This is a genomic window from Streptomyces sp. NPDC007346, from assembly GCF_040703535.1.
Taxonomy (GTDB): domain Bacteria; phylum Actinomycetota; class Actinomycetes; order Streptomycetales; family Streptomycetaceae; genus Streptomyces.
On record NZ_JBEYKR010000081.1, the window covers coordinates 18,398 to 31,595 of the forward strand.

At 74.4% G+C, this 13,198-nt stretch carries 12 protein-coding genes and 1 riboswitch; of the genes, 11 read left to right on the forward strand and 1 reads right to left on the reverse strand.

Translation table 11 applies throughout. The features are described 5' to 3' along the window. Positions 1 to 27: 27 nt before the first annotated feature. The 11 genes from AB0917_RS21100 to AB0917_RS21150 all read left to right on the forward strand — a co-directional run bounded on the left by AB0917_RS21100 (position 28) and on the right by AB0917_RS21150 (position 12,515). Positions 28 to 642 carry a helix-turn-helix domain-containing protein gene (locus AB0917_RS21100; protein WP_366821135.1) on the forward strand — a complete coding sequence of 205 codons (615 nt, stop codon included), beginning with the start codon at positions 28 to 30 and terminating at the stop codon, positions 640 to 642. A 41-nt stretch (positions 643 to 683) separates the two neighbouring features. Continuing rightward, complete coding sequence (locus tag AB0917_RS21105) at positions 684 to 2,057, forward strand: MFS transporter (RefSeq protein ID WP_366821147.1); 1,374 nt, start codon at positions 684 to 686, stop codon at positions 2,055 to 2,057. 120 nt (positions 2,058 to 2,177) lie between these two features. Then, on the forward strand, positions 2,178 to 3,110 hold the full coding sequence (locus AB0917_RS21110) for a carbohydrate kinase (RefSeq protein WP_366821136.1): 933 nt from the start codon (positions 2,178 to 2,180) through the stop codon (positions 3,108 to 3,110). A 184-nt stretch (positions 3,111 to 3,294) separates the two neighbouring features. Next, positions 3,295 to 4,329 carry a beta-ketoacyl-ACP synthase 3 gene (locus AB0917_RS21115; RefSeq protein WP_366821137.1) on the forward strand — a complete coding sequence of 345 codons (1,035 nt, stop codon included), beginning with the start codon at positions 3,295 to 3,297 and terminating at the stop codon, positions 4,327 to 4,329. Beyond that, on the forward strand, positions 4,313 to 5,569 hold the full coding sequence (locus AB0917_RS21120) for a beta-ketoacyl-[acyl-carrier-protein] synthase family protein (protein ID WP_366821138.1): 1,257 nt from the start codon (positions 4,313 to 4,315) through the stop codon (positions 5,567 to 5,569). Before AB0917_RS21115 ends, AB0917_RS21120 begins: the two co-directional genes overlap by 17 nt. Positions 5,570 to 5,644: 75 nt before the next feature. After that, entirely contained in the window at positions 5,645 to 7,636 is a 1,992-nt protein-coding gene (locus tag AB0917_RS21125; RefSeq protein WP_366821139.1) for an acyl-CoA dehydrogenase, read from the forward strand. A 109-nt stretch (positions 7,637 to 7,745) separates the two neighbouring features. Further along, entirely contained in the window at positions 7,746 to 8,027 is a 282-nt protein-coding gene (locus AB0917_RS21130; RefSeq protein WP_366821140.1) for an acyl carrier protein, read from the forward strand. After that, positions 8,024 to 9,247: a beta-ketoacyl-[acyl-carrier-protein] synthase family protein gene (locus AB0917_RS21135; RefSeq protein ID WP_366821141.1), complete on the forward strand. Its 1,224-nt coding sequence runs from the start codon at positions 8,024 to 8,026 to the stop codon at positions 9,245 to 9,247. Before AB0917_RS21130 ends, AB0917_RS21135 begins: the two co-directional genes overlap by 4 nt. A gap of 94 nt (positions 9,248 to 9,341) precedes the next feature. Next, positions 9,342 to 9,529: riboswitch (cobalamin riboswitch) on the forward strand. Positions 9,530 to 9,589: 60 nt separating this feature from the next. Next, positions 9,590 to 10,633 (forward strand): ABC transporter substrate-binding protein, encoded by a 1,044-nt coding sequence (locus AB0917_RS21140; RefSeq protein WP_366821142.1) that lies wholly within the window; start codon positions 9,590 to 9,592, stop codon positions 10,631 to 10,633. A gap of 71 nt (positions 10,634 to 10,704) precedes the next feature. Beyond that, positions 10,705 to 11,727, forward strand: coding sequence for an iron chelate uptake ABC transporter family permease subunit (locus tag AB0917_RS21145; RefSeq protein WP_366821148.1), 1,023 nt, complete (start codon positions 10,705 to 10,707; stop codon positions 11,725 to 11,727). Continuing rightward, entirely contained in the window at positions 11,724 to 12,515 is a 792-nt protein-coding gene (locus AB0917_RS21150) for an ABC transporter ATP-binding protein (protein WP_366821143.1), read from the forward strand. The genes AB0917_RS21145 and AB0917_RS21150 overlap by 4 nt, the downstream gene beginning before the upstream one ends. Positions 12,516 to 12,691: 176 nt before the next feature. On the opposite strand, the gene AB0917_RS21155 is transcribed toward AB0917_RS21150, so the two are convergent. Continuing rightward, positions 12,692 to 13,198, reverse strand: a 507-nt coding sequence (locus AB0917_RS21155) for a YsnF/AvaK domain-containing protein (RefSeq protein WP_366821144.1), incomplete at its 5' end; no start/stop codon positions are given.

Here is a 13,198-nt window from a genome sequence, read left to right on the forward strand (position 1 = left end):
GTGGGTGATCCGTCCTACGCTGCTGCCATGGACCAGGAACCAACGCGCCGCGTACTCGATCCCGACCGCGACGGACCCGCGCTCAAGGCCCTCACCCACCCCCTGCGGATCGAGCTGCTCGGGCTGCTGCGGCAGCACGGGCCGGCCACCGCCAGCGAGCTGGCCGCGCGGACGGGGGAGTCCTCGGCCTCCACCAGCTACCACCTGCGGGTGCTCGCCAAGTACGCGTTCGTCACCGAGGCCGACCACCGCGACGGCCGCGAGCGTCGCTGGAAGTCCGTGCACACCCTCACCTCGTGGAGCAACGAGGCCATGCACCGCGCCCCCGGCGGCCGCAGTGCGCTCAGCGCGATCCGCCGCCGCCAGCTCGAACACCTGGAGCGTGCGCTGGCCCGGCACGAGGCCGACCTGGAGAGCGGCCGGCTCGACAGCGCCTGGCAGGAGCCGGCCGGTATGGGCGACAGCCTGCCCCGGCTGACCCCCGAGTCGCTGACCGAGCTGTGGGAGGCGGTCGCCGCGAAGACGGCCGAACTGTCCGCCCGCGACGAGGGCGACCCCCGTGCCGAACAGGTCGTGGTGTTCACGGCCGGACTCCCGCTCGCGCCGGAGCCGGCCCCCGGCGCCGAGGGGAGCCCTTTGTGAGCGGCGGAACCGGGCACCCGCGGCCTGGTACGGACGCGCCGATACCGCACCCGGCCGCCCCCGCCGGACGCGGCCTGGACCCGCTGACCGCGCGCCGCCGGTTCGTCGTGGTCTCGTTCCTCTTCTGGCTCCCCATCGGCATGTCCATCGCGACCGGGGTGCTCCTCTTCACCGACCGGGGCATGGGCCTGGCCGCCATCGCCGGCTTCTTCGCCGTGCACTCCCTCACGGCCGCCGCGATGGAGCTGCCCACCGGCAGCCTCTCCGACGCCATCGGCCGGCGCGCGGTCCTGGCCACCGCCGGGCTGCTCAACTGCACCGCCTTCGCCCTCTTCGGCCTCGCCACCGCTCCCTGGGCCATCGTGCTCGGCATGGCCCTGATGGGATCCGCCCGCGCCCTGTCCAGCGGCCCCGCCGAGGCCTGGTACGTCGACACCGTGCACGCCCACGCAGGCCCCGGCGCCGACCTGCGTACGGGCCTGGCGCGCGGCAGCTCCGCCACCTCGGCCGCCCTCGCGCTCGGCACCCTGCTCGGCGGCGGGCTGCCCTGGCTGCTCGGCCTCGGCCCCGGTGCGGCGGAGTGGCTGACCGAGGCGAGCGGCGGGCTCGTCATCCCGCTCTCCGTACCCGCCCTCCTCGGCGCGCTGGTCGAAGTCGTCTTCGTGCTCTACGTGTTGAGCGCCCTGCCCGAACCGCCCCGGCCCCCGGCCACCCTGCGCGGGGTCGTCGGCCAGGTGCCCGCCGCCATCGCCGCCGGGCTCCGGCTCGGCGCCCGGGACGCCCTGATCCGGCGCATCCTGCTGACCGCCGCCGCCGCCGGCGCCGCCCTGGCGGCCGTCGAACTGCTCACCCCGGGCCGGGCCGCCGCCCTCATGGGGACGGCCGAATCCGGAGCCGTACTCTTCGCCGGGCTCGCCTGCGCCGGATTCCTGTGCTCCGCCCTCGGCAGCCAACTCGCCCCTCTGGCAGCCCGATTGGCCCGTAGCAGCGAGCGTGCCGTGCTGGCCGGGGGCGGGGTGGTGGCGCTGGGGCTCACCCTGCTCGGCGTCACCACCGGCTCGACGAACCCCTTCGCCACGACGGCCGCCGTCAGCGGATACGGGCTGGTCTATCTGGGGCTCGGCATCGCGGGCCCCAACACGAACGACCTGCTCCACCACCGGGTCGACGCCGCCGGCCGCGCCACCGCCCTCTCCGTCCAGTCGCTGGCCCTGCAACTCGTCGCCGCCGGTGCCGGACTGGCCGCCGGGACCCTGCCGCTCGGCCCGCTGCCCTGGCTGCTGGCCGCCGCCGTCGTGCTGGCCGTCGCCCTGCTCTGGGTCCGCCGGGCAGCCCCCGCGAAACCCCGCCCGGACAGCGTGGCGGCCACGGCGCCGCCACCGGCCCCCGCCCGTTTCGGCCGTATCGACGCCTGAACGGCGACCGGACGGTGACCGACGCCCCGGGTGGCTTCCGCCCGAGGGGCAGGATCGGGCTCAATGGGTGCGGAGGACTCGAGGACACCCACGTCACAGCAGTTGAGGAGATCCACCCCCATGCTCGACCACAGCGAACTGCTGGTCGTCGGTGAATGCGTCGCCGACATCGTCCGGCTGCCGGACCGGGAGGACAGGGCCCACCCCGGCGGCAGCCCCGCCAACGTCGCCTACGGCCTGGCCCGCCTCGGCCACCGCACCACCCTCCTCACCCAGCTCGGCCCCGACGGGAACGGGCGGCTCATCGCGGACCACCTGGCCTCCGCCGGAGTCACCGTCCGCACCGACGGCACCCCCGCCCCCACCCCGTCGGCCGTCGTCACCCTGGACGGGGCCGGGCGGGCCTCGTACGCCTTCGACATCGCCTGGACCCTCGCCCCGGTCGCCGTCGAACCCGCCCCGGGCCATGTGCACACCGGGTCGATCGGCGCGGTGGTGGAGCCGGGGGCGGCCACCGTGCTGGACATCGTGCGGGGCGCCCGGACCACCGCGACCGTCAGCTACGACCCCAACGTGCGGCCCGCCCTCATGGGCGACCACGCGGCGGCCGTGGCCCGGGTCGAGGAGTGCGTCGCTCTGAGCGACCTGGTCAAGGCGAGCGACGAGGACCTGGAGTGGCTGTACCCGGGACAGGAGGCGGAGAAGGTCGCGGCGCGCTGGCTGGAGCACGGGCCCGCCGTCGTCCTCGTCACCCGGGGCGGTGACGGGGCCCTGGCCCTCCTGCCCGGCGGGCCCATCACGGTGGAGGCCGCGCCCGTCGACGTCGTGGACACCGTCGGCGCGGGCGACGCCTTCATGTCGGGGGCCCTCCACGCCCTCGCCGCGCACGGCCTCCTCGGCGCCGGGGCGCGGGAGCGGCTGCACGCCGTGGACCGGGACACCCTCACCGACGTACTGCGCCATGCGGTGGCCTCCGCCGCCGTGACCGTCTCCCGGGCCGGGGCCAACCCGCCCGACGCATCGGAGCTCGGGACGGCGCTCGCCGGTAACTGACAAGCCGTCATGACCCGTTCGGCCCAGTCGAACGCACCCTCGCCAGGCGTCCCGCCGTTCGTCAACCGGCCGCAGTATGACAACGGGATCGGGGCGACAGGTGGCGAGTACAGGGACAGCGGACAGCGGGGCGGGGCCGCGGGCGCGGGGACGCGGCTTACCGGGAGACGGCGGACGCACGGCCGTGCTGGAGAGCGTGGCGGGCTGGGTGCCGGGGGAGCCGGTCGGCAACGACCTGCTCCCCGCCGACTGGGGCGTCGACGACGCCTGGGTCCGCCGCCGCACCGGCATCGGCAGCCGGCACCGTGCCGCGCCCGGGGCCGCCACCGGTGACCTCGCCTACGAGGCGGCCTCCCGGCTGCTCGCGGGCTCCCCGGCGGCCGGACCCGTCGAGGCGGTGGTCCTCGCCACCGCCACCCCCGACCACCTCTGCCCCGGCACCGCGCCCGCCCTCGCGGCCCGGCTCGGGCTCGGCACCGTACCGGCGCTGGACATCGCCGCCGTGTGCAGCGGCTTCGTCTACGGGCTCGCCCTGTGCCACGGGCTGATCGCCTCGGGGCTCTACGGGCGCGTCCTGCTGGTCGGCGCCGACGTCTACTCCACCTGGCTCGACCCCGCCGACCGCTCGGCCGGTGTCGTCTTCGGCGACGGGGCGGGCGCGGCCCTGGTGGCGGCCGGGCGGACCGGTGACCCCGGGGAGCTGCTCGCCTTCGACCTGGGCAGCGACGGCACCGGCCACGACCTGATCACCGTCCCCGGCGGCGGTGCCCGCGCCCGGTCCGGCGGGAGACCGCCCGCACCGGGCGACGCGTACTTCCGTATGCGGGGCGCGACCGTCTACCAGCACGCCGTCGAGCGGATGACCGACTCCTGCCGCGTGCTGCTGGCGCGGGTGGGCTGGGACCCGGCCGAGGTCGACCACTTCGTGCCGCACCAGGCCAACGCCCGGATCCTGCGCGCGGTCGCGGACCGGGTCGGTATCGGGCCGCGGCGCTGCGTCACCCATCTGGAGCGGGTCGGCAACACCGGCGCCGCCTCCATCCCCCTCGCCCTGGCCGACGCGGCGGGCCGGGGGCTGCTGCACGGCGGGGACCGGGTGCTGCTGACCGCGTTCGGGGGCGGATTGACCTGGGGTTCGGCGGCACTTCGATGGCCGGGGACCCCGCAGACCATTTCCACGGATTCTACGGAAGGAACACAGCATGTCGCACTCCGCTGATCAGGGCGCCGGAGCCGGCGCAGGCGCCGCCGTCGCGGTGACGGGGGTCGGCCTGGTGACGCCCGCGGGGGCTGACGAGCACAGCTTCTGGGAAGGGCTGTGCTCCGGGCGCTCCACCGCCCGGCGATGCGATGAACTGGCCGGTCTCCCGGTCGACTTCGCCTGTCCGGCCGACTCGATCGACCTGGACGAGGCGGTGGGCGGCCGCTCGGTGTGGCGGATGGCCCGGTTCGTGAAGCTGGCCGTCGTCGCGGCCCGGCAGGCCGTCGCCGACGCCGGTCTCGACCCGGCGGTGTGGGACGGCCACCGGGTCGGCGTGGTGCTCGGCGTCGGCGTCGGGGGCGTCTCCGTCCTCGTGGACAACGCCGCGAAGCTGGCGGCGTCGGGGCCCGCGGCGGTCTCCCCGCTGCTCGTCACCATGATGATCCCCAACGCGGCGGCGGGCGAGGTCGCCATCGCCCTGAAGGCGGGCGGTCCGAGCCTCGCCCCCGCCACCGCCTGCGCCTCCGGGGCCACCGCCGTCGCCGTCGCCCGCGACCTGCTGCTCGGCGGCTCCTGCGACGTGGTGGTGGCAGGGGGCGCAGAGTCGGTGCTGACGCCCCTGGTGGTGACCGCGTTCGCCCGGATGGGCGCGCTCTCCACCCGTACCGCCGACCCGGCGGGCGCCTCCCGGCCGTTCGCCGCCGACCGGGACGGCTTCGTGATCGGCGAGGGCGCCGCCATGCTCGTCCTGGAGCGCGAGGAGTCGGCCCGCGCCCGGGGCGGACGGGCACGCGCCCTGCTCACCGGGGCCGGCTCCAGCACCGACGCCCACCACCCCACCGCCCCGGCCCCCGACGGGCGCGGTGCCCAGCGCGCGGTGCAGGAGGCCCTGGACCGGGCGGGCTGGGCGCCGGGCGATGTCGACCACATCAACGCCCACGGCACCTCCACCCCCCTCAACGACGCCATGGAGACCGCCCTCATCTCCCGGCTCTTCCCGCACCGCCCGCCGGTCACCGCGCCCAAGGGCGTCGTCGGACACACCCTCGCGGCGGCGGGCGCGATCGAGGCGGTCGCCACCGTCCTGACGCTGGAACGTTCCCTCATCCCGCCGATCGCCAATCTGGACTCCCTCCCCGACGCCTTCCCGCTCGACTGCGTGGTGAAGGAGCCCCGCCACCAGCGGGTCGAGCGGGCGGTGAGCCACTCCTTCGGCTTCGGCGGGCACAACGTGGCGCTCGCCTTCCAACGCACCTGACCCCGCAGGGCTGTTCGGGAACGGTGAGGGGTGTCCTCACCGTTCCTTGATCGTTACTCTGTCGTGACCGTATCCATGCATGAACCATCCCTGCCCTCCACGGACGCTCTGCTCACCCGAGTGCTCTACGGCGACAACTTCCGCCAGGAGCACGCGTTCTGGCGTCGGCTGCTCACGACAGAACCGTTTCGGCGTTCCGGTGGCGGCACCCCCGACGAACGGCTCGACCTCGCCTACCACCGGCTCCGCATCCTCAACGACACGCTCGACTGCGGCGCCAGGCTGGCCGCCGACCCCCGCGCACTGGCCGCCCTGCACGAATGGCTCGGCCCGGTCGACCCGTCGCTGACCACCGTCGCCGGCATCCACTACAACCTCTTCCTCGGCAGCCTCCTCGACCACGACCCGCGCACACCGCGCGACCTCTCGGACTTCCTGGAGCTGCGGTCCATCGGCACCTTCCTCTGTACGGAGGTGGCGCACGGCAACGACGCGGCGGCCGTCGAGACCACCGCGACGTACGACCCCGAACGCGACGGCTTCGTCCTGCACACCCCGCACGCCGGAGCCCAGAAGTTCATGCCCAACACCAGCCCCGCCGGGGGCCCCAAGACCGGCGTGGTGGCCGCCCGGCTCGTCGCCGACGGCACGGACCACGGGGTCTTCCTCTTCCTCGCCCCGCTCACCGACGAGGTCAGCGCCCTGCCCGGCGTACGGGTACGGCGGCTGCCCGCCCGGATGGGCTCCCCGGTCGACCACTGCCTGACCTCCTTCGACCGGTACTTCGTCCCGCGCGAGGCACTGCTCGCGGGGGACCAGGGGCGGGTCGGTCAGGACGGGCGGTTCACCAGCGAACTGGCCAGCAAGCGCAGGCGGTTCCTGCTCTCCATCGGGCGGGTCACCCCCGGCAAGCTCTCGATGAGCGCCTGCGCGGTCGGCTCCGCCCGGGTCAGCCTCGCCATCGCCGTCCGCTACGCGGGCCACCGGCTGGTCTCCGGGCCGCGGGCCCCCCAGCGGATGCCGGTCTACGAGCACCGCTCCCACCACGGCCCGCTGGCCGGGGCGATGGCCACCGTCTTCGCCATGAGCCTGCTGCACCGCAGGGCGCTGGACCGCTGGGAGTCCGCCCCCGAACCCGACCGGAACGAGGCGGAGCGCCTGGTCGCCGTCGCCAAGGGGTGGATCACCTGGCAGGCGCGCGGCGTCATCGTCGAGTGCCGGGAGCGGTGCGGGGCGCAGGGGCTGCTGGAGAACAACGGCATGACCGAGCTGTTCACCGGCATCGAAGGCGCGATCACCGCCGAGGGCGACAACCTCGCCGTACACGCCAAGGCCGCCGCCGAGATGCTGTTCAGCGTCACGGTCCGCGAGGACGAGGAGGACGGGCGGCCCGGCGAGCTGGACGACCCCCGCTTCCTGGGCCGGCTGCTCGCCGCGGTGGAGGACATCTGGTTCGACCGCGCCCGGGAGCGGATGAGGGCCGCCCCGGCCGGCGACCCGCTCGGCCGGTGGAACGCGGCGTCGGGTCCCGCGCTGCGCGGGGTGGAGGCGTACGGCTACCGGCAGGCGAGCGAGGCGTACGAGCAGGCCGCGGCCTCCCTGCCCGAGGGGCCGGCCCGCGAGCGCCTGACCGAACTCCACCGGCTCTTCGCCCTCCAGTGGGTCGCCCGCAACAGCGGTGACCTGCTGGCGGCCGGACGGCTGACCGCCGAACAGGTCACCTTGCTGCCCGACGCGGTGGAGCGGCTCATCGCGACCGTGGCCCGGCACGCCCCCGACCTGGTGAAGTCGTTCGCGCTGCCGGAGCGCCTGATGTCGGACTGGCCGATCGCGGGCCCCGGCTACGCGGACGCCTACGACGACCCGGAAGGGCCGTGGCACCGGGGCCGCACGGCGGGATTCCGCCGGCCCGCCTGTGGCAGCAAGCGCCGTCCGCTGCGCGAGAAGGTGGCGGCGCTCGGTACCCGCGGAGTGCTGCTGGCGTACTGGGGAACCACATCGATGCTCTCCCGATGGTTCGAGAAGCCGCAGGTGAGCGTAGACGAATCGGTTCGCCCCAAGGCGTAACCGGAGGATCGTCATCCAGTTACATCGGGCGGTGGGGTCGCGTTCGACCACCCGCCCTTCATCAAGTCGCCGACGAGCTGCCGATGAGCCGCCGATGAGAGGAAACACCGTGAAGACCCAGACCATCCACCCGAAGATCACCGAGGTGCTGACCGCGACGTTCAAGGTGCCCGTAGTCGAAATCCTGCCGGACTCCACGATGGACAGCCTGGAGATGGACTCCCTGGCGGTCGCGGAGTTCGCCGTCATCATCAAGGAGACCCTGGGCATCACCGCCGACTCCGAGAAGCTCTACAAGGACGCCACGCTGGCCGACATCTCCGCGTTCATCGACGCGGCCGTCGGCGGCGAGGCGGCGGGCAGTGCGGTGCCGGTGAGCAACACCCGATGAACCGACCCGCCATCGCCGTCACCGGCCTGGGGATGATCACCCCGGCCGGCCACACCACCGACACCACCTGGGACGGGGTCCGCCGCGGGGAGTCCTTCGCGCGCACCGTCCCCGAACTGCACGGCTGCGCCGTCGACTTCGCCTGCACGGTCTCCGGCATCGACCTGGACGACGCGGTGGGCGGCCGCACCGCCTTCCGCATGGGCCGGTACGTGAAGCTCGCCGTCCTCGCCGCACGGGAGGCGGTGACCGACGCAGGGCTCGACCCCGCCCGCTGGGACGGCGCCCGCGTCGCCGTCGTCGTCGGCACCAGCAGCGGAGGATCCGCCGGACTCACCGATCAGGCCGTCGCCCTGGAGCGGCGCGGCCCCGAGGCCACCTCGCCCTCGGGCATCCTGCTCACCATCCCGAGCATGCCCGCGGCCGAGATCGCCATCCAGATGAAGGCCACGGGCCCCAGCCTGGCACCGTGCACGGCCTGTTCCTCCGGGGTGACCGCCCTCTCCGTGGCCCGCGACATGCTGGCGCTGGGCCGGTGCGACATCGCGATCGCCGGAGCCACCGAGTCGACCGTCTTCCCCATCGCCATGACCGGCTTCGCCCGCTCGGGCGCGGCGGCACCGGGGGACGGGGACCCCGCCCGCCTCTGCCGCCCCTTCGCCGCCGACCGGGCCGGACTCGTCATGGGCGAAGGCGCCGCGATCATGGTCCTGGAGCGGGCCGCCGACGCCCGTGCCAGGGGAGCGGCCCCCCGGGCGCTGCTGGCCGGCGCCGGCGCCACGACCGACGCCCACCACCCCACCAGCCCGCACCCCTCCGGGCAGGTCGCACAGGCCGCCGTCGACGCGGCGCTGGCCGACGCGGGCTGGCGGGCCGAAGACGTCGACCACGTCAACGCGCACGGGACCTCGACCCCCCTGAACGACGCGACGGAAGCCGCCCTCATCAGCCGGGCCTACCCGCACCGGCCGCCCGTCACCGCCCCCAAGGGCGTACTGGGCCACTGCATGGGGGCGGCCGGCGCGATCGAGGCGGGGCTGACCGTCCTGACCCTCCAGCACGGCATCGTCCCGCCGATCGCGAACCTGGACGCCCCCGACCCCGGGTTCACCATCGACTGCGTCACCAAGATCCCGCGCGAACTGCCCGTACGGCGGGCCGTCAGCCACTCCTTCGGGTTCGGCGGACAGAACGCGGTGATCGCCCTGGAGGCTCCGTAAAGGGGCGGCCGGGCCGGTGCGGCGGGACGATCCCGCGCCGCACCGGCCCGCGCGGACCGGTCCGCGTACCGGCTCTGAGCTGCACGAAGAGCCGTGATAGCTTGCCGGGGCCAGTCGAACCCCAGCGACGGGGTCAGGGAATCCGGTGCGAGACCGGAACTGACGCGCAGCGGTGAGGGGGACGGGCGGGGCCACGGCCACTGGAGCACGGACGTGCTCCGGGAAGGCGTCCCGCCCGGACGAACCCGAGTCCGAAGACCTGCTGGCACCCGCGCCCCGCACCGGGGCACGGGAACCGTACGACGGGCTCCGCGGCTGGGCCCAGAGACACCGAGGTCCTCCGTGCTGTCCACGCCTGCTCCGATACGCACCGCCGCCCTGCTCGCGGCGGGCGCCGTCCTGCTCACCGCCTGCGGCGGCGGGTCCACCACGTCGTCCGCCGACGGCGGCGGCCAGGCCGACGGCTTCCCGCTCACCCTCGAGAACTGCGGGCGCACCGTCACCGTGAAGGCGCCGCCCCAGCGAGCCGTCTCCGTCGACCAGGGATCGACGGAGATCCTCCTCTCGCTCGGCCTCGCCGACCGGCTCGCGGCCACCGCCACCTGGACCGACCCGGTCATGAAGGGCCTGGAGAAGGCCGACGGGAGCGTCGAGCGCATCTCCGAGAACCGGCCCTCCTCGGAGAAGGTCCTCGACAAGGAGCCCGACCTCGTCACCGCCTCCTTCGCCTCCACTCTCGCCAAGGGCGGTGTCGCCCCCCGCGAACAGTTCGAGAAGCTGGGCGTCCCCACCTACATCTCGCCCGCCGACTGCATCGGCAAGGACAACAGCGGCGGCGGTGACGGAGCCCGTACCGCACCCCTCACCATGGACAGCGTCTACACCGAAGTCCGCGAACTGTCCCAGGTGTTCGGCGTCCCCGAGCGCGGCGACGCCCTGGTGAAGAAGCTTCAGGCACGCGTGGAGAAGGCCACCGACGGCGTCGACGCGTCGGACACCTCCCTCCTCTACTGGTTCTCCGACTCCAAGGCCCCCTACCTCGCGGGCTGCTGCGGCGCCCCCGGTGTCATCACCCGGGAGCTCGGCGCGAAGAACGTCTTCGACGACACCCACGACGAATGGCCCCAGATCAGCTGGGAGACCGTCGCCGACCGCAACCCCGACGTCCTGGTCATCGGAGACCTGACCCGCACGACGCAGACCGCCGAGAGCGCCGAGAAGAAGATCGAGTTCCTGGAGTCCAACCCGGTCACCAGGACCATGGACGCCGTCAGGAACCGCCGGTACGTGCTGCTCAGCGGCCAGGCCATGAACCCCACCATCCGGACGGTCGAGGGCCTGGAGAGCGTCGCCGCCGCTCTGCGCACCTTCGGGCCCACGGGGTGAGCGGCGGCAAGGGGGCGGTGCGGGAGGCCGTGGACCCGAAGGCGCCCGCGCCACGGGTGGCGCCGGGCCCGGTGTGGAGCGGCGGCCCGCTCGCGGCGCTGCTCTGGATCGGCGGTCTCCTGCTCCTGCTGCTCTCCGTCGCGGTCGCCGTCACGATCGGGCCCGCCCGGATCTCCGTCCCCGACGTCTGGTCCGCCGTCGCCTCCCACCTGGGCTTCGGCACCTCGGAGCTGAGCCCGATCCGGGACGGCATCATCTGGAACCTGCGCATGCCCCGCACCCTGCTCGCCGCCGTGTGCGGCGCCGGGCTCGCGGTGTGCGGCACGGTGATGCAGTCCCTGCTGCGCAACCCGCTCGCCGACCCGTTCGTCCTCGGCGTCTCCTCCGGGGCCTCCACCGGGGCGGTCGTGGTGGTCGTCCTGGGCGTCGGCGGGGGAGCGGTGTCGCTGTCGGCCGGGGCCTTCGTCGGGGCCATCTGCTCGTTCGCCCTGGTGCTGCTGCTCAGCCACACCCTCGGCTCCACCACCGACCGGGTGGTGCTCTCCGGTGTCGCCGCGATGCAGCTCTTCTCCGCCCTGACCTCCTTCGTCGTGATGACCTCCGCCGACGCCGAGCAGACCCGCGGGGTGCTGTTCTGGCTGCTCGGCTCGCTCAGCGGGGTCGGCTGGAGCGAGGTGGCCCTGTGCACCGCCGTCCTCGCCGTCTGCCTGACCGTCTGCCTGGCCCACGCCCGTACGCTCGATGCCTTCGCCTTCGGGCAGGACGCCGCCGCGGCGCTCGGCGTCGACGTCGCCCGCACCCGGATCGTGCTGCTGTGCACCACCGCCCTGCTGACCGCGGCACTCGTCAGCTCGGCCGGGGCGATCGGCTTCGTCGGCCTGGTGCTCCCGCACGCGGCCCGCGCGCTCACCGGCTCCGGGCACCGGCGCCTCCTGCCCGTCACCGCACTCGCCGGCGCGATCTTCCTCGTCTGGGTCGACACCCTGGCCCGCACGGTCCTGGACCCGCAGGAGGTACCGGTCGGCGTCGTCACCGCCCTGATCGGCGTACCCGCCTTCGTCCTCGTCCTGTACCGCACCCGGAGCACGCCATGAGCCACACCCTGAACGGTTCCGGAGGGCTGCGCGCCGAGCGGGTCGGCCGGGAGGCGGGCGGCCGGCTCATCCTCGACGGGGTGGCCATCACCCCGCCGCCCGGCGCCACCGTCGGCCTGCTCGGCCCCAACGGCTCCGGCAAGTCCACCCTGCTGCGGATCCTCGCGGGCCTGCTCGCCCCGGACACCGGCGTGGTCACCCTGGACGGCGACCCGCTCGCCGGCCTCGGCCGCCGTACCGTGGCCCGCCGGATCGCCGTCGTCGACCAGCACGCCGTCACCCAGGTCGACCTCAGCGTCCTGGACGTCGTACGCCTCGGGCGCATCCCGCACCGCCGGGCCTGGTCCGCCCCGGACCGTACCGACGAGGAGGCCGTCACCGACGCCCTGCGGCGCACCGGCCTCGCGGACCGGGCCGCACAGTCCTGGCACACCCTGTCCGGCGGCGAACGCCAGCGCGTGCAGATCGCCCGCGCCCTGGCCCAGCAGCCCCGCGAACTCCTCCTGGACGAGCCCACCAACCACCTGGACATCCAGCACCAGCTGGAACTGCTCGCCCTGGTCGCCGAGTTGCCCCTCACCAGCGTGATCGCCCTGCACGACCTCAACCTCGCGGCGATGTTCTGCGACCGGATCACCGTGATGAAGGCGGGCCGGGTGATCGCCGGCGGCACCCCGGCCGAGGTGATCACCGAGGAGCTCATCGAGGACGTCTACGGGGTCCGGGCGGTCGTCACACCCGACGGGCCGGACGGACGTCCTTCGGTACGGTTCCTGCCACGACGCTGAACGGCAGGCGGCAGGCGGCACGCAGCAGGCAGCACGCAGTGGGTGGCAGGCAGCGGCCGGCCCGCAGCGGACCGGAGGGCCGCCCCGGACAGCCCTCCGGGCGGACCCGTCGGCACGAGCCCGCCCGGAGGCCGAGGACATGGGAGCGGCCTTCCGGCCGCCGAAGGGGTGCGCCGTCAGCGGCGGCGCCCCTGGCCGAACTCGCCACCGGCGTCCTTGCCGGTGCCCATGTCCTTGCCGTCCGCGTAGTCGATCTTCTCCTTGCGGACCTCGGCGGAGACTTCCTTCTGCTCGGTGACCCTGTCGGTCTCCAGGCGGACCCGCTCCACCGGGACGGCCTCCTTGCGCACCGTGGCGCGCTCCGCGTGCAGGGTCACCTCCACGTCCTGCTCACCGAGGTCCGTGGTCCCGGTCACCTTCTCGCCCGGCCGCAGCGGCTCGCGGACCACCCGCACCTCCTCGTGGGAGACGGGCACGGACCGGGTGACCTCCTCGGTCACCACGTACTTGTGCAGTCTGGCCCGACCGCTCTCGTACTCCTCCGTACCGACGTGCAGCTGCTCCTCGGAGCGGACCATCTCCTCCTTGCCGCTCAGGTCGGCGCCCCGGGACGTCCCCGCCCCGGCGCCCGCCAGCGGGCGGGAGGCGTCCGTGTCGCGGTGCCTGCCCGTACCGGCTTCGGC

What these genes read in the sequence shown, in the direction of transcription:
- AB0917_RS21100 (WP_366821135.1), top strand. Translation starts at nt 28, where the DNA reads ATGGACCAGGAACCAACGCGCCGCGTACTCGATCCCGACCGCGACGGA.
- AB0917_RS21110 (WP_366821136.1), top strand. Translation starts at nt 2,178, where the DNA reads ATGCTCGACCACAGCGAACTGCTGGTCGTCGGTGAATGCGTCGCCGAC.
- AB0917_RS21120 (WP_366821138.1), top strand. Translation starts at nt 4,313, where the DNA reads ATGTCGCACTCCGCTGATCAGGGCGCCGGAGCCGGCGCAGGCGCCGCC.
- AB0917_RS21125 (WP_366821139.1), top strand. Translation starts at nt 5,645, where the DNA reads ATGCATGAACCATCCCTGCCCTCCACGGACGCTCTGCTCACCCGAGTG.
- AB0917_RS21135 (WP_366821141.1), top strand. Translation starts at nt 8,024, where the DNA reads ATGAACCGACCCGCCATCGCCGTCACCGGCCTGGGGATGATCACCCCG.
- AB0917_RS21150 (WP_366821143.1), top strand. Translation starts at nt 11,724, where the DNA reads ATGAGCCACACCCTGAACGGTTCCGGAGGGCTGCGCGCCGAGCGGGTC.